The organism is Variovorax sp. OK605, assembly GCF_900115445.1.
GTDB lineage: Bacteria > Pseudomonadota > Gammaproteobacteria > Burkholderiales > Burkholderiaceae_C > Variovorax.
The window spans coordinates 270487-289777 of sequence record NZ_FOWL01000003.1 but is presented as its reverse complement, the minus strand read 5'-3'; the positions used below and the strand labels follow the sequence as shown (position 1 = coordinate 289777).

17 protein-coding genes are annotated in these 19291 nt (G+C 63.3%); 4 read left to right on the top strand and 13 right to left on the bottom strand.

What is annotated here, in order from left to right; translation table 11 throughout:
* Positions 1 to 3: 3 nt before the first annotated feature.
* The 4 genes from BM013_RS09530 to BM013_RS09515 form a co-directional block, all read right to left on the bottom strand.
* Positions 4 to 921, bottom strand: coding sequence for a branched-chain amino acid ABC transporter permease (locus tag BM013_RS09530; protein WP_093056040.1), 918 nt, complete (start codon positions 919 to 921; stop codon positions 4 to 6).
* Between the two features lie 4 nt (positions 922 to 925).
* The gene (locus BM013_RS09525) at positions 926 to 2104 is read right to left on the bottom strand and encodes an ABC transporter substrate-binding protein (RefSeq protein WP_093125828.1); all 1179 of its coding nucleotides are present in this window, start codon (positions 2102 to 2104) and stop codon (positions 926 to 928) included.
* 474 nt (positions 2105 to 2578) lie between these two features.
* Positions 2579 to 3556, bottom strand: coding sequence for a zinc-binding alcohol dehydrogenase family protein (locus BM013_RS09520; RefSeq protein WP_093126778.1), 978 nt, complete (start codon positions 3554 to 3556; stop codon positions 2579 to 2581).
* 22 nt (positions 3557 to 3578) lie between these two features.
* Entirely contained in the window at positions 3579 to 4226 is a 648-nt protein-coding gene (locus BM013_RS09515; protein ID WP_093125826.1) for a TetR/AcrR family transcriptional regulator, read from the bottom strand.
* Positions 4227 to 4313: 87 nt separating this feature from the next.
* Here BM013_RS09515 and BM013_RS09510 point away from each other — a divergent pair, with 87 nt between their 5' ends.
* The gene (locus tag BM013_RS09510; protein WP_093125824.1) at positions 4314 to 5897 is read left to right on the top strand and encodes an MFS transporter; all 1584 of its coding nucleotides are present in this window, start codon (positions 4314 to 4316) and stop codon (positions 5895 to 5897) included.
* A 56-nt stretch (positions 5898 to 5953) separates the two neighbouring features.
* Here BM013_RS09510 and BM013_RS09505 read toward each other — a convergent pair whose 3' ends face one another.
* The 9 genes from BM013_RS09505 to BM013_RS09465 form a co-directional block, all read right to left on the bottom strand.
* Positions 5954 to 7405 (bottom strand): aldehyde dehydrogenase, encoded by a 1452-nt coding sequence (locus BM013_RS09505; RefSeq protein ID WP_093125821.1) that lies wholly within the window; start codon positions 7403 to 7405, stop codon positions 5954 to 5956.
* A gap of 66 nt (positions 7406 to 7471) precedes the next feature.
* Positions 7472 to 9220, bottom strand: coding sequence for a GMC family oxidoreductase (locus tag BM013_RS09500; protein ID WP_093125818.1), 1749 nt, complete (start codon positions 9218 to 9220; stop codon positions 7472 to 7474).
* 168 nt (positions 9221 to 9388) lie between these two features.
* On the bottom strand, positions 9389 to 10702 hold the full coding sequence (locus tag BM013_RS09495; RefSeq protein WP_143098252.1) for a GAF domain-containing protein: 1314 nt from the start codon (positions 10700 to 10702) through the stop codon (positions 9389 to 9391).
* 104 nt (positions 10703 to 10806) lie between these two features.
* Positions 10807 to 11943: a cupin domain-containing protein gene (locus BM013_RS09490; RefSeq protein ID WP_021005387.1), complete on the bottom strand. Its 1137-nt coding sequence runs from the start codon at positions 11941 to 11943 to the stop codon at positions 10807 to 10809.
* An 86-nt stretch (positions 11944 to 12029) separates the two neighbouring features.
* A complete protein-coding gene (locus BM013_RS09485; protein WP_021005388.1) occupies positions 12030 to 12734 on the bottom strand; it encodes a fumarylacetoacetate hydrolase family protein in 705 nt (234 codons plus the stop codon).
* Between the two features lie 47 nt (positions 12735 to 12781).
* Positions 12782 to 13999: an NAD(P)/FAD-dependent oxidoreductase gene (locus BM013_RS09480; protein ID WP_093125813.1), complete on the bottom strand. Its 1218-nt coding sequence runs from the start codon at positions 13997 to 13999 to the stop codon at positions 12782 to 12784.
* A 182-nt stretch (positions 14000 to 14181) separates the two neighbouring features.
* Positions 14182 to 14505, bottom strand: coding sequence for a non-heme iron oxygenase ferredoxin subunit (locus BM013_RS09475; protein WP_093125811.1), 324 nt, complete (start codon positions 14503 to 14505; stop codon positions 14182 to 14184).
* An 8-nt stretch (positions 14506 to 14513) separates the two neighbouring features.
* The gene (locus BM013_RS09470) at positions 14514 to 14984 is read right to left on the bottom strand and encodes an aromatic-ring-hydroxylating dioxygenase subunit beta (RefSeq protein ID WP_093125808.1); all 471 of its coding nucleotides are present in this window, start codon (positions 14982 to 14984) and stop codon (positions 14514 to 14516) included.
* 1 nt (position 14985) lies between these two features.
* Positions 14986 to 16251, bottom strand: a complete 1266-nt coding sequence (locus BM013_RS09465; protein ID WP_093125805.1) for an aromatic ring-hydroxylating dioxygenase subunit alpha — start codon at positions 16249 to 16251, stop codon at positions 14986 to 14988.
* A gap of 128 nt (positions 16252 to 16379) precedes the next feature.
* On the opposite strand from BM013_RS09465, the gene BM013_RS09460 reads away from it, so the two are divergent.
* From BM013_RS09460 to BM013_RS09450, 3 genes are all read left to right on the top strand, one after another.
* The gene (locus tag BM013_RS09460; RefSeq protein ID WP_093125803.1) at positions 16380 to 17294 is read left to right on the top strand and encodes a LysR family transcriptional regulator; all 915 of its coding nucleotides are present in this window, start codon (positions 16380 to 16382) and stop codon (positions 17292 to 17294) included.
* Positions 17295 to 17515: 221 nt separating this feature from the next.
* On the top strand, positions 17516 to 18064 hold the full coding sequence (locus BM013_RS09455) for a flavin reductase family protein (protein ID WP_021005394.1): 549 nt from the start codon (positions 17516 to 17518) through the stop codon (positions 18062 to 18064).
* Between the two features lie 63 nt (positions 18065 to 18127).
* Complete coding sequence (locus tag BM013_RS09450; RefSeq protein ID WP_021005395.1) at positions 18128 to 19228, top strand: LLM class flavin-dependent oxidoreductase; 1101 nt, start codon at positions 18128 to 18130, stop codon at positions 19226 to 19228.
* The last annotated feature ends 63 nt before the right edge of the window (positions 19229 to 19291 follow it).

The following is a 19291-nucleotide window of genomic DNA, read 5'->3' as shown; positions in this document are numbered from 1 at the left end:
GGATCACCTGTTGGCCGGAAAGAGCCCTTGGGGCCGCCAGGCCAGAACCACCGCCATCAGCAGGTAGACCAGCATCGAGGCCAACGCGGGACCGGCCGCGTCGGCGAAGGAGCGCTCCGTCATCTGCCGGAGGATCAGCGGCAGGAACACACGGCCCATCGTGTCGACGATGCCCACGATCAAGGCGGCATAGAAGGCCCCCGTCACCGAGCCGATACCCCCGATGACGATGACCACGAGCGTGGTGATCAGGACAGACTCGCCCATGCCCGACTGAACCGAAAGAATCGGCCCGGCCATCGCGCCGGCCAGTCCTGCCAGCATGGCGCCAACGGCAAACAGCATGGCGTTGAGCAGCCGTATGTTCACGCCCAGGGCCGCAACCATTGCCGGGTTGACGGCGCCCGCGCGGATCAGCATGCCCACTCTTGTCTTGTTGATCAACATCCAGGAACCCACTGCAACCGCGAGTCCGACCAGGATGATCGCGAACCGATAGGAGGGATAGCTGAACCCGCCGATGTCGATGGCGCCGCTCAGGAAGTCGGGCACCTGCAGGAAGACCGGTTGCGAACCCCAGACGATGCGCACCAGCTCGTTGAAGAAGAGCACAAGTCCGAACGTGGCCAGTACATGGTCGAGGTGGTCGCGGCGATAGAGCCGAGCCACGACTGCGAGCTCGAGCACCAGGCCCAGCAGCAGCGCGCCGCCCATGGCCGCGGCAACGGCAAGGCCGAACGAGCCGGTGTACTGGAAGGCGGTGGCCGCGAAGTACGCGCCCATCATGTAGAGCGATCCATGCGCCAGGTTGACGAAGCTCATGATGCCGAAGACCAGTGTCAGGCCGGCGGCCAGCAGGAACAACAGGACCCCGTACTGGAGCCCGTTGAGAAGCTGTGCGAGAACGAGCGTGCTGCTCATGAGATCACTTCTGTGCGCACTGCGTGTGATACGCGTCGACGTGCTTCGTCAGTGGCGTTGCAAGCAGCTTGCCGGTGATGCGCCCGCCGTCCTTCACGGTCTCGAAGGCGTAGTAGTTCTGCACCGGCATGTTGTTGTTGTTGAATGCGAAAGGGCCGCGCACCGATTTCAGCTCGCTGCCGGCGGCGCGGACCGCAGCAGACAGGGCCTTGCTGTCACCCGGTTTGGCCTTTCCGAGCGCGATGTTCAACAGGTTGGCCGCGTCGTACGCGGTGGCTGCGTATTCGCTTGGCGTGCGCTTGTACTTGGCTTCGAAGGCGGCGACGAACTTCTTGTTCTCGGGCGTGTCCAGCGCGGCGTCCCACATCGCGCCGCTGATGCTGCCGACGGCCGCATCGCGCAATGCGGGCAACGTGGTGCCGTCCACCGTGAAGACTGAGTACAGCGGAATCTTCGCCATCAGGCCGGCCTGTGCCATCTGCTTGATGAAGTTGACACCCATGCCGCCCGGATAGAACACGAACGCCGCATCAGGCTTGGCCGCCTGGAGTTGAGCGAGTTCGGCGGAGTAGTCCGGCTGGTTCACCTGCGTGTAGACCTCTTCGACGATCTGCCCCTTGAAGTAGCGCTTGAAGCCGCTCAGCATGTCCTTGCCGGCCTGGTAGTTCGGCGCCATCAGGTAGACCTTCTTCACACCGCGGTCCTGCGCGAACTTGCCCATCGCTTCGGCTGCACCGTCGTTCTGCCAAGCCGTCGAGAAGACATTCGCCTTGCAGCCGGCGCCAGCGACTGGCGACGGTCCTGCATTGGTCGCGATGGCCACGGTGCTGGTTTCGGCAATGCGCGGCAGGCTTGCCATCATGACGTTCGAGAAGCTCAGGCCAACGATGGCGTCGACCTTGTCCTTGTCGATGAACTTGCGCACGATCTGGCCGCCGATCTCCGGCTTCAGCTGGTCGTCCTCTTTCAGCACGGTGGCCGCTTGGCCGCCGAGCTTGCCGCCCAGTTGTTCGACGGCCAGCATGAAGCCGTCGACCTGGTCCTGACCCACGACAGCAATAGGCCCGGAAAGCGGCGCCATGAGGCCGATCGTGGCTGCGCTCGCGAGATGACCTATGCCCGCGCTGGCCAGTGCGGTGAGTGCCAAAGCAGTGCGGCGGAAAGAGGTGTTCGGTGTCGTCATGGTCGTTCTGGCGAAGCCAGGTCCTGGGTTGCGTGAGGTAGCAGGAAAGGTGGATTGCCGTTGCGTCGAAGCGAAGGCAGATGCGGCCGCGCGTAGCCGGGCCGAGCGCGATCTGTGCGCATCATTTGGGGGATGCGCCAGGAGTGCTCAGGGGAGCTCGTGTTGGCTCAAGGAAGCTCGAAGTTCAAACTTCGATCGTCACGGGAAGGGCGTCAAGGCATCGCGTTCAAACTGCTCGTTCGGTCTGCGAGTCAGCGCGTATTGACGCTCCTGCGGCGGGCGCCGAGGCCCTATGAGAGATGGAACCGGTGCATTTTTGTCTCCGTTGTAGGCTGCTCGCTGGGCGCCTGTTCGTGGGTGCGGGTGGCGCAATCATTGCGCCACCGGAGACATAAGCCAATAGTATGTAGTGAATACAGCGCATAGATTTGGCGAATATTGATTTCGCTTCGTCATGGCTTGCATTCGAGACAGCTAGGTGATTACCACCATCTTGCCGCTTGCCTCGTTGTTCTCCATCCTTCGATGAACCTCCACGATCTCGTCGAGGCCGCAGATCTGGTCAATGGGGACCTTTGCTGTTCCGGCGCGAACCCGGTCCAGGAAGTCCTGCAGCACAGGCGCCGGCAGGTCGCTCGCATCCCCGGAATATGCGCAAAGCCGAATGCAGCGCGGCAGGTACGCGATGGGGTAGAAGTCCCTCACGGTCCATTCGTTGGAGAGCATTCCCGTGAAGCAGACGGTGCCCCGGTTGCGGGTTGCCCGCAGGGTGTCCGGCAAGGTGGGCGTGCCTACCAACTCAAGTGCGGTGTCCACGCCCTCGCTATGCGCGAGAACCTGCGATGCGACATCGCCATCGTCGATGAGTACGTGGTCGACGCCAGCGTCCACCAGGACCTGTCGCTTGGCTGTACTGCGTGTTGTCGCATACACGGTCATGCCGCGTTGCTTTGCCAGTACGGCGGCGGCCAGTCCCACCGAGGACGTGCCACCCCTGATCAGGATGGACTGGCCTGGTTGCACATCCAGTGCGGCCGTCAAAGAGCCATAAGCGGTCTGAAGCATCTCCGGTATGGCCCCCAACGTGCTCCACGGAAGATCGCTCCGGAAGGCAATCGCCTGGCTTACCGGCACGCAGGTGTACTCGGCGTAGCCGCCGTCGTACGTGCGTCCCATGTTCCCCATCATTGCCGCCACCTGTTGACCTGATTGAAGTTCCCCGCCGGGGCAGGCTTCGACTATGCCGCAGGCTTCGATACCCAGTACGCGCGGAAAAGTAACGCCCTCGGCGAGGCCCAGCCTGGTGTGCAACTCCGACCGGTTGATGCCGAAAGAGCGAACGCGAATCAGCACCTCGCCTGGCCGAGGAACCGGCACTGGCAATTGGCGAATGCGAAGTGCCTCGGGAGGGCCCGGGGCATCCAGAACCACGGCTTTCATCATCGGTTTCATCGGCATCTCCGTGCAGCATTCATCAGGCTGCGTAACCCTTCAGGAAAACTTCGACACAAGCCGCGCAGTAGCGCTTTGTCTGTGCGCCTGTTCGTCGGCACTGTAGGCCAAGAATCAGTCGAAGCTGCTCGTTTCCGCGAACCATCGCGGCGAACTGTTCGGCCGCATCCTGTGCATGAGCAATTCTGAGGCTGCGAACACGATCACAAGCCCTCAGGTATTTGACGAGCGTCGTGGTCACTGCCTCCGGACCGCTCTCCAGGAAGCTGGTCGAGAGGTCGACATTGCGGGCTCCGGACGCATTGAGCATCCGGACGTGTTGGATCACTGCCGCATCCGTGATCAGACTCAGATAGCTCTGTGCAACGCGAAGCAGTGCTTCTCGCGGATTGCCTGGATCCAGCGACGCGATGTCCAGGTCCAGCGCCTGGCGCACCGGCTCGTTCACGGTCGCGTTGAACAGGGCTTCCTTGGACGGAAAGTACTTGTAGAGAGTGACTTTCGAGACTCCCGACGCTTCGGCAATGCCGTCCATGCTGGAGCCTTCGAGCCCGAGTTGGGCGAACTGCTCACGGGCGGCAGAGAGCATCCGGTCAAGGCGGGCGGGGTCGCGCGGTCGGCCCCTCGGCCGCGCAGACAACCGTGTCGTGAGTGGGGTAATGCTGCTCATGCCGAATCCTGTTTATTTGTTTACTGTACTGTTCAGTAAATAAATTTATATTCTACGCGCTGTCGACCCTGCGGCGCTCTCCCAGCGATGAAGCAATCGACGAGTTCCACTATTCGAGGCGCCCAGGGGCTTCTCTCGCGCCATGCCCTGCTGCTCATGCTGGTCTTCTGTCTCACAACGACGGACTTCCTTCAAAGCACCATCGTGGCGATCAACGCCGCCGCGATCATCGGGGATCTGGGTGCGAGTCCCGAGGAGTTCAGTCTTGCCGCAACCATGTATGCGCTGGTGGCTGTCGGTGCGATCTATAAGCAGCGTTGGCTTGTCGAGCGCCTGGGCTGGCGGCTGTTCACGCAGGTCTCCATTGCGATCTTCGTCGCGGGTCTGCTGGTCAGTTCGACCGGGCGCTCCATGGTGCAGTTCGTCGTCGGGCGGGTGTTGATGGCTGCAGGCGGCGCGACGTTCGTGACGGTGGCAAGGGTCATCGTTAATCACATCCCCCCGTCTGCGCGGCGCTTCGACGGCGTGAGGTTTTTCGCTTACGGTCTTGTTGCGGGCAGTGTGCTTGGGCCCCTGGTTGCCGTCATGGCGCTCGATCACGGGTCATGGCGGTATGCGTTCTGGATACTGGGCGTGCCGGCGGTGGCGATGGCCGCCCTCGCTACCGTGGTGCTGCCCGAGGAGTCGGCGCCGGCCGAACTCCGCTCCGAAGCACATCCGACCGGCCTGCTTCTTCTGATGCTCGGTACCTTCTCGCTGCTTCACGCGCTGCAGCGGTCCAGCTATGACTGGTTCCCCGATCGCTCGACGATCCTGGCATGGAGCCTGCTGGCCATCGCCCTGCTCGCGCTCTGCGCATTGATGGAGCGGCGGCGGCACCGGGCGCCGCTTCAACTTGCGCGGCTGGGGCACGGTCGCTACTTGCTGGGAGTAGCGGCGTTCACCGTCGCGTACATGGTCATGGCCGGCGATAACTATGTCGTTCCGCTTCTCATCAGGCAGGGCCTGGGCCTGCCGCTGCAGACCGTGGGGTCGCTGCTCGCCACGGGAGCTGCAACAGGTGTCGTCACTTGGTTCTTCATGGCTCGCCTGATGAAGCGCCATGCGCTGTCGACGCCCTTCTACGCACTGGGTTTCACGTGCCTCGCGCTCTACGGCACATTGCTGGCGCGTCTGACACCGCAGGTGCACCCATGGCTGCACATCGCACCGGTCCTCATGTTGCATGGCATGTTCGTGATCCTCGTGCTCGCGACGACGGCGGTGCAGACCTACCGCAACGTTCAGCACGACGAGGCTGTCTTTTCGACTGCCAACCAGGTCAAGAACATGTTGGGTCAGTTCGGCACGGCCGCAGGCATTGCGCTGGCCACGCTGGTGACGCAGTGGCGCACCGCCTGGCATTACGACCAGTTTGCTCAGGACATCGCGCGAGGGCGGCCCGGAGTGGATGAAATGCTTGCGCAGCTCACCACCCGTTTTGCCACCACGGATGCACCGCTTCTTGCGGCGCAACGCGCGCTGGGCTACCTGCAGCAGCAGGTGGCTGTGCAATCGACCTTCATGGCGACGACGGACTATTTCTGGGGCATCTCCGCGCTGGGCCTGCTCTGCCTCCTGCTCGTGGCCATCGAATGGGGAGTTCGACGACCCGTGAAACAGGTGGCTTGAGCAGGCCATTGGTCAGCGATGACGGCTGGGAGCACCCATCATGCCTTGCATGAACCTCAGATCGGATACTGCTGTCCGGACGGCTCGATGGTGATCCACTTCAGCTCGGTGAATTCATCGATGACCGCGCGCCCGTCGAAGCGGCCATAGCCGCTGTGCTTGGTTCCGCCGTAGGGCGCCTGTGCTTCGTTCTGCACTGTCGCTCCGTTCACGTGGCACGCCCCGGTGTCGATCTGCATCGCAACATTCAGGGCACGCATGACGTCCTTGCAGAAGACGGCCGCGGAGAGCCCGTAGGCCGTGTCGTTGGCCACGGTCGCGGCCTCCTGGTCGCCGTTGACGCGAACGATGGTCGTGACCGGCCCGAAGGTTTCCTCGTCGTAGATCTTCATGTCGCGGGTGACGTGATCGACGATGGTCGCCGGCATCGACGCACCTTCGGCACGTCCGCCGCACGCCAGCTTTGCACCTTTGGCGAGAGCGTCCTCGAGCAGCGAATTGAGTCGCGGGCCGGAGTCTTTGGACACCATGGGGCCGATCACGCATTGCGGGTTCTTCATCGGGTCGCCCGCAGGCAGTTCCTTCGCGCGTGCGGCGAACTTCGCGACAAATTCATCGGCAATCGATTCATCGACGACGATTCGCTCGGTGGACATGCAGATCTGGCCTTGATAGAGGAACGATCCGAACACTGCTGCGTTCACCGCATCGTCGATGTTCGCGTCCTTCAGGACCACCAGCGGCGACTTTCCGCCGAGCTCCAGCAGGCAGCGCTTCAGATGCACGGCGGCCTTTTGCGCAATGATGCGGCCGACACGCGTCGAACCGGTGAAGTTGACGCGCCGCACGGCCTTGTGGGCAATCAGCGCATCGATCACCTCCGGTGCGTCCTGGGGCGCATTGGTCAGGAAGTTGAGCACGCCAGGCGGGAGCCCTGCATCGACTAGCGCCTCTGCCACCAGCATGTGAGTGCGCGGGCTGGCTTCGGATGCCCGGAACACCACGGTGTTGCCGCACATCAGCGGGTAGGCGATGGCCCGGGCGGCCAGCACCACCGGACCGTTCCACGGCACGATGCTCAGGATCACGCCCACGGGCTGGCGAACGGTCATCGACAACGCGCCGGGCTTGTCGGTCGGGATGGTCTCGCCCTGGATCTGCGTGGTCATCGATGCGGCCTCGCGAAATGCGGTTGCAGCCAGGACGACGTTGAATCCTGCCCAGAGTGCGGCGGCGCCGACTTCGGCCGCCATGGCTTCGATGAAATCCGGCATCCGCGCTTCCAGCGCGTCGGCCGCCTTCAGCAGGATGCGGCGACGCTCCGACGGCGAACTGTGCCGCCACGATTGAAACGCGATGCTGGCCGAGTCAGCCGCCGCGATGGCATCGGCCACGTCCCCCGCGGCAGCGCGGGTGACGATGTCGCCACTGGTCGGATGCCGGCGCTCGAAGATGGCATTTCCGTGGGCAGCGCGCTTCTGGTTGTCGATGATCAGTTCTGTTTGCATGAGAGTGCTCCGTCGATGGAGTGTTGAATAAAACGGGATGAGTGAGAGCGGCGGGGGAGCGGGTGTTCAGGCTTTCGGGCGCAGGAGCTCCGCCATGCGTTCGCCGATGAGCGCGCAAGTCGCCATGGTTGCGACCGCCGGGATGGTTGGCATGATCGAGCTGTCCGCGATTCGCAGGTTCTGCACGCCGTTCACGCGCAATCTGGCATCGACCACGGCTGTCGCATCCTTGCCCATGCGGCAGGTGCCGACCTGATGGAAGTAGGTCGTTGCGCCGTTGCGCACGAAGTCTTCCATCGCCTTGCCCGACAGCTTCTCGCCCGGTGCGACTTCGCGTTTCACGAAATCGCGCATGGCCGCCGAATTGCCGATCTCCCTGCACACCTCGATGCCATGCGCCAGCGCCTTGACGTCGTCGGGGTGGCTGAGAAAGCGTGCGTCGACGATCGGACGGTCCGCCGGATTTGCCGAGCGAAGCCGGATCTCGCCGCGGCTCTTGGGGGCCACGAGGCCCGCGCACAGCGCCCAGCTGCTTGGCGGCGGAGAGAACTGCTTTCCGACGACGTCGCTGGCATAGGGCAACTCGATCTGCACGAGATTCAAGTCCGGCGTGTTCAGGCCAGCGTGACTCTTCAGGAAGCCCGATACGTTGGCGGCGCTGTTGCGATGGGGAACCTGCTCCTTCGGCTCCCAGATGCAGCCGCCATGCAGCAGGTGGTCGTGGAAGTTCTGCCCCACATCCGGCGAATGCGCCACGGTCTGGATGCCGTGTGCGCGCAACTGCGCTTCGTCGCCGATGCCGCTGAGCATGAGGAGCTTTGGCGTGTTGATGCCTCCGGAACTCAGGATGACTTCGGACCTCGCCTGGATGCGAACAGGCGCTGCGTCGTCGCGGGTCAGTTCCACTCCCGTGACGCGGGTGCCGCTGAACGTCAGGCGGTTGACGTGCGTCTTGACGAGGACCGTGACGTTCTTCCGCCCGAGGACGGGGTAGAGGTACGAGCGCGCCATGCTTTGCCGACGGCCATCCCGGATGATCTGGTTCATCAGCGCAAAGCCGCCAGCACCAATTTCCCGGGCGCCGTTCAGGTCATCGAGCATGGGCATGCCAAGCGAGCGGCATGCCGCCAGCATGCCCAGCGCGACGGGTGGCGGATCGAATGCCGGCTGGACCCACACCGGGCCGCCTTTGCCGCGGTAGTGGCTGTCGGCCTTGCCTTGCCAGTTCTCCATGCGGCGGTAAATGCCGAGGCAGTGCTCATAGCCCCAGGCGGCATCGCCGCTCTCTCGAGCCCAGTGTTCGAGGTTGTTTCGAAAGGGGCGCGCCCAGATGGTGGCGTTGATGCTGCTGCCGCCGCCAACCACCTTGCCCATGTGCTCGGGAATGGCCCGGCCGTTCGTGCTGGGGGATGGCAGGGCGACGTCCTTCCAGTCGAGTTCGGTCCCCAGGTTGGTGAACCACAGCCGCGGGTCCATGACGGAGGGCGCGGCATCCCAATCGCCCGCTTCGATCACAAGGATGTTCGCGCTTGTCTTTGCCGCCAGCCGGCCGACGAGTGCGGAGCCGGCGCTGCCGGTCCCGACAACGATGTAGTCGTAAGCGGGCAGCAGCGAGGCGGTTCGCTCGGCCTGGTTGGCTCGCGCGGCATCCAACTCGTCGGCGAGCGAAGGCAGACTCGTCGCGGCAATGCCTGCTGCGGCGGCTGCTCGCAGGAAGCCTCGTCGGTCGAGCCGTCCGGCGATCAATGCACGTTCCAATCGGTCCAGCTTGTCGTCGTTGTCTTTTTCGTTCTGGGGATGCAGAGAGAGTCGCATGGCGTATCCACCTCGGGTTGGGAGAAAAATGCTCGTTGGATAACGCTCCGGACGAAGGCCGAAGTCGTATCGCAGGGGGAAGGTAAGTCACCGGATACGGTGGCCGAAGCATCGGGAAAACCCGACCCGATACGGGTGTTCCGTTTCGGAACGGTGGGCGATGCGAAGCTAGCGCCTGGCCTGCGCGCGATTGCGCAGTCGTCGATAGATCAACCCGCGCGAAACGCCGAGTTTCTCGGCCGCCTTGGTGACGTTGCCGCTGTAGGTTTCCAAGGTTCGATCGATGAGATCGTTGCCGCATTCGCGAAGCCTGACCGATGGCTCGCTGGCATCGCGAGGCGCTTCAGGTCCGGGCGGCGCGGAGGCGACGTCCGGCTCTTCGATTGCGCTCGCGGTCGCAAGCTCGGCAGTGGTCTCTTCGTCGCTTGGCGCGGCCAGGGCGCAGGGGGAAGTCACTGCTGGTGCAGGAGTGGGGTCACGTTTCCCGAACTCATCGACCCCCGGGACAAGGCCACGGTGACCATCGGCGGCGCGCATCTCGCCGCGGGCCCAGACCATCAGTCCATTCGCCAGTTGCAATGGCGCCGAGCCCGATCGGGGCAGTGAAGCCAGTTGCGCGATGCTGGCGCCCATGGCCTCTTCCACGGACGAGGTATTCGCGCCGCGCTCGGCTGGCGGCAACCCTAGTAGGCGGGCTGCCGCACCGTTCATCCAGGCGAGCTGGCCGTTGATGTCGATGCCGACCAGCGCGACAAATCTCGAATCGAGCAGCATTGCATCCACTTGAAATCGCACTACGAGATGCTGGTCGGACTGCGAGATGAAGAGCCGGTTCTCGATGGCCGCGGCATACAGCCCGACAACGGAGGTTGCATCGAAGCTGAACGGAATGGCCTCGCTCGATATGTCGAGCACGCCAACCAGCCGGCCGCGGGTGTCGTGAATAGGCGCTGCGGCGCAATGCATCGCCTTGACCTCGTCGAAGAAGTGCTCCGCGCCGTCGACCGACACCGCGCGACCCGTGCGCGCGGCCACGCCGGGTGCGGTCGTGCCCACCGCTTCCTCGCAGAGGTTCACGCCCGTGCGGGTCGCGATCGGCATGATGCGTTCGTGCGAGCGGCCCACACACGTGGCTCCGATGAGTACGCCCGATGCATCGGTCAGCATGGCCGCGCAAGAGGTCGCACCCAGTACCGACTGCAGTTGCGGGAGTTCTTCGAGCCAGGCGTGGACGAGATCGCGATTCTTCTGAAGCGCCAGATGTGCCCGGCTCGTCGAGACCGGCTGAAAGGAGACCTTCGCGCCAGGACCGTCATGCAGGCGCTGGCACCGCGCCCACGACTGATACACAGCGTCGCTCACGATCCCCGAGGGCAGCAGTCCTTCTTCGAAGTAGCGCCGACGCGCGAGCGCAAGACGCTCGATCCTGGAGTTGAAGAACAACGATGTTCCGGGGGAGTTCATCGACAGCTGCGTGGTCAATCTTCTGGCCGTGTGTTTCTCACGCGAGTGTCCCCCGGCCGGCACGGCTGGCAAGCCGGGCTATCCCTGCGTCCGCCCGCGGGGGAATGGCCGGGGCATTCGCGTCACTCTTGCTCGGCCGAGGCGGCTCTGTGCGCGTGGAGCGCTTCGAGAATCGGTGCGTCGCTGAAGCGGAACAGGTCGAGCGATCCGGGGCAGGTCTCGTCGCAGTGGGCCGAAAACGCCTGCCACGACGGCACAACGAACATGTCCCCACGCCTGACCGTCCAAGCGTGGTCACCGACCTTCACCTTGCCGCTGCCGTCGAACACCTGGTACACGGACGAGCCCACCTCGCGCCGCGAAAGGGTGCTGGCACCGCTTCGGATGCGGTGCATCTCCGTACGGATCGTGGGCAGCACATCGCGCCCGTTGCTCGGGTTGGTGAAGCGAACGGCCGCATGACCCGGGCTGAGCGTGGCTGCATGGCCCTCGGCTTCCAGGATCAGCTGGTCTGCGAGCGCCTTGTCCGTGTCGACCCAACGGTAAGCGAGCAAGGGCGTGGCCACCGGGGACTCGGGCTGCGACAGCGGGCGCAAACCAGGGTGTCCCCACAAGTGCTCCGATCGCGAACGCTCGGGCGTCGACTGCTCGGCCGTGCTGACGCGTTCGCGTCCGAACTCGAAGAACTGCGACTCGGTGTAGTAGGAGAACGGAATGTCCAGCCCGTCGATCCAGGCCATCGGTGCGCTGGCTGCGTTGTGGTGCGAGTGCCAGTTCCAGCCGGCCTGCGGCAGGAAATCGCCACGCGACATTCGGACCGGATCGCCATTGACCACGGTCCATACGCCTTCGCCTTCGACCACGAAACGGAAGGCATGCTGCGTATGCCGGTGTTCCGGGGCGTTTTCGCCCGGCATGAGGTACTGGATCGCAGCCCACAGCGTGGGTGTGGCGAACGGCCTGCCGCCGAGCGCCGGATTGGCCAGCGCAATCGCGCGGCGTTCCCCGCCGCGGCCGACCGGCACGATGCGTCCGGCTTCGGCGGCGAGCTCCACAAGGCGGTCCCACCGCCAGAGATGCGGGGCGGCCTTGCTGCGTGGCTGGCGGGGCATCAGGTCGCCGATCTCCGTCCAGAGAGGAACCAGCAACTCGCGCTCGAAGCCTCGGTAAAGCTGCTCGAGCGCCGGACTGGGGTCGGGCTGGGACGGGCCGGCGACGGCCTTCAGGTGCACAGGGGAGGGGACGGTATCGGCGGTCATCGGCGGTTCCTTTGCGGGGCTGCGAGCGCGACTGGTGCACGCCCGCAGCTTGGCTGTTCAGCGGTGCTCTGGGGAGCGTTGTTGCATCATTCGGCCGGGCCGACCGTGAGGGCGATCTCTCCGACGCCGGCAACGCTGCCTTCGACGCGATCGCCCGGCTGCAATGCACCGACGCCTTCGGGTGTTCCCGTGAAGATCAGGTCTCCCGGCTCGAGGTGGTAGAACTTCGAGAGATCCTCGATCAGCTCGGGGATGTTCCAGATCAGCTTCGAAAGGTCGGAGCTCTGCCGCTCCTGGCCGTTCACGCTGAGCCTCAGGGCGCCCTGGTCGATCACCTTGCCGGCCATCGGCACCACTTCGGATACGACCGACGATTGCTCCACGTCCTTGCCGAGATCCCATGGCCGACCTTTGTCGCGGGCGACCAGCTGGAGGTCCCGTCGCGTCATGTCCAGACCGCAGGCATACCCATAGATCAACTTGTGGGCGTCGTCGCGATTGACGCGGAAGCCAGGCGCTCCGACCACCAGCACCAACTCCATCTCATGGTGGTAGTTCTTGGTTTCGGGCGGATAGGCGACGGTCACACCCGACTCGACCAACGTGGAGGGGCTCTTCGTGAAATAGAACGGGACTTCGATGGTCTTGTCGACGGGTCGTCCCATTTCCACCGCATGCGCGTGGTAGTTGCGGCCCACGAAGAAAAGCCGGTTGATGGGCAGGCGCTGCGAGGTGCCGCGCACCGGCAGCGAAGGAACGGCAGGGGGATTCCAGAGATAGGTGGGGGTCATGATTTAGGTCTGTAGAAGGTGAAAATCCGTCCGGTCGTTTTCGACCTTCAGAGCTTGGAAAGAGGGACCTGGAGGTTGGCGAGTTGTTGGGGATCGACGCTTGTGCGGCGCTCGATCAGGCGTCGCGCAAAGCGCAGGTCGCGTGCCGCGTTCGGCCCGAGTGCTGCGGCAACTTTGTCTGCCTCGAGAAAGAACATGACAAAGCTGTTGGAGCCCACGTCGCCGCGTACGACCACCTGGTGCTTGGGTGTCGGAACGCCGAATATCTGCAGATTGACGTCGTACTGGTCCGACCAGAACCACGGCAGCGGCTGATGGTTCACCGTGGTGCCCAGCGCGGCGCGCGCGGCCGCGATCCCTTGCTCCTGGGCGTTCTGCCAGGACTCCAGTCGCATGCGCCGGGCAGCCCAGTCGCAGTGCCAGACCGCGACGTCGCCGGCGGCAAGGATGTCCGGGTCCGAGGTTCGGCATTGGGAATCGACCAGGACGCCACCTTCGCATGCCAGGCCCGCTTCGCGTGCAAGTTCATCGTTCGCGATCAATCCAACGCCGAAGAGAACCACGTCGCAAGCCAGCTCCCGTCCGTCGCTGAGGGTCGCCGTCAGGTCTTCGCCCGGCCCTTGGGCCAACTGCTCGATCCCCGCACCCAACTCGACCTGAACGCCATGCGCGGTGTGAAGCCGCAGCAGATAACTGGAAATCTCCGCAGGCACCGTGCGCTCGCACAGCCGGTCCATGGCCTCGACGACGATGACGTCCAGGCCCTTCTTTCGGGCGGTTGCCGCGACCTCCAGTCCGATCCATCCTCCGCCCACCACAAGCAGCCGCTTTCCGGCGACGAGCGCCGCTCCGAGCGCTGCCGCATCGCCGATGCTGCGCAGGGTGAAGATGCCAGGCAGATCGGAACCCGGGATGCCCAAACGGCGCGCCCGTCCTCCGGTGCAGAGGATCAAGCTGTCGTAGGGAATCGGCTCGCCGCGGCTCAGATGCAGCCGCTTCGCGGCCCTGTCGATGCGCGTTGCGCTGACATCGGGGCGCCAGTCGAGGTTCAGCGCATCGAAGGCTTCCGATTTCTGCAGGTACGTCGTGTCCGGATGCGCATCGCCCGCAAGCACCGCCTTCGACAGGGGCGGTCTTTCGTAGGGGCGGTGAGGTTCGTCGCCGATCAGCACCACCCGGCCATCGAAGCCGTCGCTGCGCAGCGTCTGCGCAGCCCATCCTCCGGCCTGACCACCGCCCACGATCACGATCGTTCGATCACTCATGGGGCCTCCGGGCCGCTGGGGAACGGTGTGTCTGCGCTCGGTGCGCGAGCATCGCCATGTGACGCATTGATGTCTCCATTCTTCTTGGCGCGAGGGGAAGCGGACGTTCGTGTTCCGCTTGTCGAACTGCCGTCTTGCAGCGGCGCTTCACGCCGCCGCAAGGGCATTGCCATGCAGCTGAATCAGCCCAGTGAAAGAAACACCCGACCGCCTTCGATCTTCACCGGATAGGAGCGGATCGCTTCCGTCACGGGGGCGCACGTCGGTGCGCCGTTGCGCACGTCGAACTTGCCTTGGTGCAGCGGGCACTCGATCTCGTGCCCCTCCAGAAAGCCCTCGCACAGGCGGGCGTGTCCGTGGGTGCAGATGTTGTCGGTCGCATAGATCCGACCGTCTACGCTGTACAGGGCAATGTCGCGTCCGTCGACGAGCATACCCACGACATCGTCTGCCGGTACTTCATCGACCGGAGCCGCGTCGGTCCATTGGGAATCGGGATCGCTCATGGGTTGTCTCACAACGGGTAGATGATGGAATTCGGGATCATTTCGCTGTCATAGATGACCTGCCGCGAAGCGAATTTCAGTCCCTGTTCGGTCCGTACGACGACGTCGATGTAGCGCCCAACGCTGAAGACCGTCGAAAGCTCGGAGAGCTTGGTGCGAAACACCGCGTAGTTGGCCTCCGACTCGAAGCGGTTGGCCTCGGCTTTCAGTACCACCGGCGTGCCGACGATGTGACGCTGGTAGTAGGGGTCGTGAAACAGGGTTTCGCGAATCCCGTAGACACGGTCCTTGAGCATCCCCTTGCTCTCGAACGAGAGCGTCGCCAGCGGAAAACCGCGGTCGTAGTTTTCTCTCGGCTGCAGCCGATAGGTGCAGTCTTCCGTGAAGAATTCGGGCCAGAGTTCCCATTGACTGGAGCTGACGGCCTGGGCGTAGCTGGCGTAGAGCTGGGACAGTTCGAAGTAGTCTTTGAAGTCCACGTTAAGCCTCCATCACCTTGCGCCAGTACTCGTACATGCCCCGGATCAGGGTCTCGGTGACCATGTGATCCGTGTCGCCGACCTCGCGTCCGCCAAGCTCGGCGAGCGTGCGATGAAAAGGCTTCTGCTCAAAACCCTTTTGCGACAACTCGATCACTTCACCGTCGTCCGCGGACACGAATCCGGCGGGTCCGAAGAGATTGGCCTGACGCAGCCGGCGCTGCGTCATTTCTTCGGTATCGTCCTCGAATCCGAAGTGGGTCCAAACAAAATCGAAGGCACCGGGGCCGCTCGGTTGGATGTGGCGCGTAGAGACGCTGTTGACCTGCTGTTGAAAGATCACGCTCGGGAACAGCGTCATCATCACAGCCGTCGGTCCGCCCCACCAAGGCTCCGGCACGATGTCGAGGAAGCGGGGGTCGTTGAGCTGCATGCTTTCCTTGAAGCTCGACACCTGGGTGACCTGGTCGGCCTTGCCGCTCGCACCGCGCGTTGAGATCATGGCGGCATGCCGATGGTGCCGATCCATCTTGAGCTCCGACTTGTTGTCTGCACGCCAGAGACCGAAGGTGACGAACCAGGTGTGCAGCAGGCCCGGGTGGTATGGGTCCTTGATGTTCTCCTGCATCAGCTTCCAGTTGCCCGGAATGCGCTGGCGGTTGTAGCCGAGGATCTTCAGCTTTCGGCCGTTGAACAGCCGATCGAAATAACCCAGGATCTCCGGCCCCATGAAGTCTTCGAGCGATTCGACGTTGGGGTCGAAGGATGCAAAGACGACACCCCCGCGGGTTGCAACTTTGAGTTTGTTCAGGCCATGGTCGGCGGGCTTGAAGTCGGCGGGCATCCCGCCGTTGACTTTTCCATCCTGCTTGACGCCCCGGCGGAAGGGCACTCCCTGCAGGTCGCCGGTGAGCGTGTAGTTCCACTGGTGGTAAGGGCAGGTGAACCCCTCCGCCTTGCGGTTTCCATGGCGCTCGCGGCAGAACTGCATGCCTCGGTGAGCGCACACGTTCTCGACGACGCTGATGGAATTTTCGGCATCGCGCACCATGATCACGGAGCGTTCGCCGACGACCGTGCGCGTGAAGTCCCCGACCTCCGGCACCTCGGCTTCAAGGCCGACGTAGCACCAGTGGTTGCGATAGAAGAGGCGTTCCAGCTCTTGCCGATGCTGGTCGGCCTCGGTGTAGGCCATGAAGGGGATCCGACTGGTGCCTTGGTTTTCCCAGTGGATCTTCTGGGGGAAGACGGCTGATGTGTCATCCATGTTTTGTGTCTCCTGTGCTGCCGCAGGGGGACAGCGTCTTGTGGGTGCAGCAATGATGTCCATTCCAGTGCCATCGCTCAATAGAATATGGGGAATAGTTCAGATTGATTTTGCGAATGTGAGGCGCTATGGAACTCAAAGACATCGACCTCAACCTTCTGGTCGTTTTCCAACAGTTGCTCGTCGATCGACGTGTCTCGAAGGTGGCCAGCAGCCTCGGTCTTTCCCAGCCGGGTGTGAGCAACGCGCTGGCTCGCCTGCGCAAGCTCACCGATGACCAGTTGTTCCTTCGAACGCCTAACGGCATGGAGCCGACGCCGTATGCGGAACAGCTTGCGGGGCCCACCGCGAGCGCATTGCAAGTTATCCATGCGGCCATCAACCAGAAGGCGTCATTCGACCCGTCGACTTCAAAGCGCGCCTTCACGGTGGGCATGACGGACATTGGCGAGATCTACTTCCTGCCCAAGCTGATGAAGGAAGTGGCACGTGTTGCGCCGAATGTGTCAATCAGCACTGTTCGGAACACGGCCGTGAATCTGCAGGATGAGATGGAAGCGGGTCATGTGAACCTTGCGATCGGTCTGTTGCCGCAGCTCAAGGCGGGCTACTTTCAGCGCCGGCTGTTCAAGCAGCAGTACGTCTGCATGTTCAGGCGAGGTCATCCCCTCGACAAGAAGACGGTTTCATTGAGTGAGTTTTCCTCGGCCGATCACGTCGTCGTGATCTCCGCGGGAACGGGACACGGCAATGCCGACGAAATCCTCGGCCGGAAGAAAGTGGTGCGAAAGGTGGTCCTCACCGTTCCGCACTATGTGGCGGTGGGCCACATCCTTCACGACTCGGACCTGGTGGCAACCGTGCCTGAGCGGCTCGCCCAGGCTCTGGCGGGGCCCTTTGGCCTGTCCTACATCCGTCACCCGGCCAAGCTGCCCGAGATTGCGATCAACCTGTTCTGGCATGGTCGCTTTCACAAGGACCCGGCCATCACATGGCTGCGCTCGCTGATCGTCGGGCTGCATGGGGAAGGCGCGCCCGACTAGGGCTTTGAAGGTCGGCGCCTAGCGCCGTCTGAGCTTCTTCAAAAGCCAACAGGAAAGCACTGGCTCGGCTTTCCGATGCGACACCGATGTGTCGCAAAGTGTCGCGACCGGGACGGCGCATCGCGACTAAGTCCTTGATTTGATTGAGATCCGCTTCGGGCATGCGATCTGCAGAGATCGTTGGGAGCGCATCACCAAACCAACTCAGGAGACTTCCCGCCATGTCCTCGCTCCCCGATTCCTCTGCCGCACTCGATGTCGCAACCGCATTTCGAGACGCCATGCGTCGCGTTGCGTCCTCGGTCACCCTGATCACCACACGCGATGCGAATGGCGAGCCTCACGGGATGGCCGCTTCCGCCGTCATTCCGGTGTCCATGGACCCGCCGGCCATCCTGGTGGCGGTGAATCGCACGTCAGGGCTGCATCCTGCGCTCAGCGCACAGGGGCGGTTCTGCGTGAACCTGCTGGCGGGGGCTCATCACCCCTTGCTGGGCGCGTTCTCGCAGAGTTCGCGCAGAGGCGAGCGCTTCGTTACCGGCGATTGGCAAGACAGCTCGGACTCGCTCCCTTGCCTGACCTCGGCACTTGCCGCGGTCTCCTGCGAAGTCGACCAGCGCGTCGAGTACGCGACCCACACTTTGTTCATCGGTCGCGTCACGGCCGTGCAACTGGCAGAGGGCCAATCGGACCCGCTCGTCTGGTTCGACGGAGCGGGCGTGGCCGTTTCGAGCCGCTGCAAGGCCGCTGCGGAACAAGCCGTGGCCTGAGTCTTTCCATGTTCCCCGCGCGGCATCCGCTGCGCTTTTCAACCCTGCAAAAAAGGAGACTTCATGAAACTCGGATTGTTCGGCATGCCTCTGCATCCACCCGCCCGGCCCAAGTCGGAAAGCTTCACGGAAACTACCGAGAAGATCGTGTACGCCGATGAAATCGGCTTCGACGAGGTGTGGATCGGTGAGCATATTTCCTGCACGACGGAGCCGATCTCGTCACCCCTCATCTTCCTTGCGTCACTGATCCACCAGACCAAGCGCATCCGCTTCGGAACGGGCGTCATCGCCTTGCCGAACCACCATCCGGCCGTGGTGGCCGCAGAGATTGCACAGTTCGATCACATGAGCAAAGGACGCCTGATGTTCGGCATCGGCCCCGGTGGCCTGGCCAGCGACATGGAGTTGTTCGAAGTGCTCGATGGTGCGTATCGCACCGAGCGCATGATGGAATCGATCGACACGATCCTCAAGCTCTGGTCGCAGGACCCGCCCTACGATATCCAGGGAAAGCACTGGAAGATCTCTCTGAAGGACATGGTCATCCCCGAGCTGGGCGTGGGCTTCATGCCCAAGCCGTACCAGCTCCCGCACCCCGAGATCTCGATGACCGCGATGTCGCCGTTCTCCGACAGCGTGAAGACGGCTGCAGCGCGCGGGTTCGGCGCGATGAGCGCCAACTTCTGTCCGGAGTATGTGATTGCCAGTCACTGGAAAAAGTATGTCGAGGGGTGCGAGTCCGCGGGCCGCGAACCCACCGGGAATGACTGGCGGGTCGCCCGAAACATCGTCATTGCTGCCAGTGATGCTGAAGCCCGTGAGCGGGTGATGGATCCGGCCGGCAGCAACTACTACTACTTCGACTATTTGTGGCGTGTTCTCAAGTCCGTGAACTACACGGCTGTCATGAAGGACGACCCCAAGCAGCCCGACGACGCCGTGACCGTTGAGCAACTCATCGAGAGCATGGTGATCTACGGATCTCCCGGCACCGTGGCGGACAAGCTGGTGGCGTTCCGCGAACGCACGGGGCCATTCCATGGACTGATGATGGCATCGATGGACGGATCCGGCGTCAACCGCGAATGGGAATGGGAGACCATGCGCAGGCTTGCACAGGACGTGATGCCGAAGGTGCGCAAGGCGTCTGCGCGGGGCTGACACGCAGTTCCGCCAGCGTGACACCAGGGGGCAAAGGATGCAGAATCCTTCGACAAGGGCCGG

Coding starts and splice junctions, on each gene's coding strand:
- BM013_RS09530 (WP_093056040.1), bottom strand. CDS start 921: ATGAGCAGCACGCTCGTTCTCGCACAGCTTCTCAACGGGCTCCAGTAC.
- BM013_RS09525 (WP_093125828.1), bottom strand. CDS start 2,104: ATGACGACACCGAACACCTCTTTCCGCCGCACTGCTTTGGCACTCACC.
- BM013_RS09520 (WP_093126778.1), bottom strand. CDS start 3,556: ATGAAACCGATGATGAAAGCCGTGGTTCTGGATGCCCCGGGCCCTCCC.
- BM013_RS09515 (WP_093125826.1), bottom strand. CDS start 4,226: ATGAGCAGCATTACCCCACTCACGACACGGTTGTCTGCGCGGCCGAGG.
- BM013_RS09510 (WP_093125824.1), top strand. CDS start 4,314: ATGAAGCAATCGACGAGTTCCACTATTCGAGGCGCCCAGGGGCTTCTC.
- BM013_RS09505 (WP_093125821.1), bottom strand. CDS start 7,405: ATGCAAACAGAACTGATCATCGACAACCAGAAGCGCGCTGCCCACGGA.
- BM013_RS09500 (WP_093125818.1), bottom strand. CDS start 9,220: ATGCGACTCTCTCTGCATCCCCAGAACGAAAAAGACAACGACGACAAG.
- BM013_RS09490 (WP_021005387.1), bottom strand. CDS start 11,943: ATGACCGCCGATACCGTCCCCTCCCCTGTGCACCTGAAGGCCGTCGCC.
- BM013_RS09485 (WP_021005388.1), bottom strand. CDS start 12,734: ATGACCCCCACCTATCTCTGGAATCCCCCTGCCGTTCCTTCGCTGCCG.
- BM013_RS09480 (WP_093125813.1), bottom strand. CDS start 13,999: ATGAGTGATCGAACGATCGTGATCGTGGGCGGTGGTCAGGCCGGAGGA.
- BM013_RS09475 (WP_093125811.1), bottom strand. CDS start 14,505: ATGAGCGATCCCGATTCCCAATGGACCGACGCGGCTCCGGTCGATGAA.
- BM013_RS09465 (WP_093125805.1), bottom strand. CDS start 16,251: ATGGATGACACATCAGCCGTCTTCCCCCAGAAGATCCACTGGGAAAAC.
- BM013_RS09460 (WP_093125803.1), top strand. CDS start 16,380: ATGGAACTCAAAGACATCGACCTCAACCTTCTGGTCGTTTTCCAACAG.
- BM013_RS09455 (WP_021005394.1), top strand. CDS start 17,516: ATGTCCTCGCTCCCCGATTCCTCTGCCGCACTCGATGTCGCAACCGCA.
- BM013_RS09450 (WP_021005395.1), top strand. CDS start 18,128: ATGAAACTCGGATTGTTCGGCATGCCTCTGCATCCACCCGCCCGGCCC.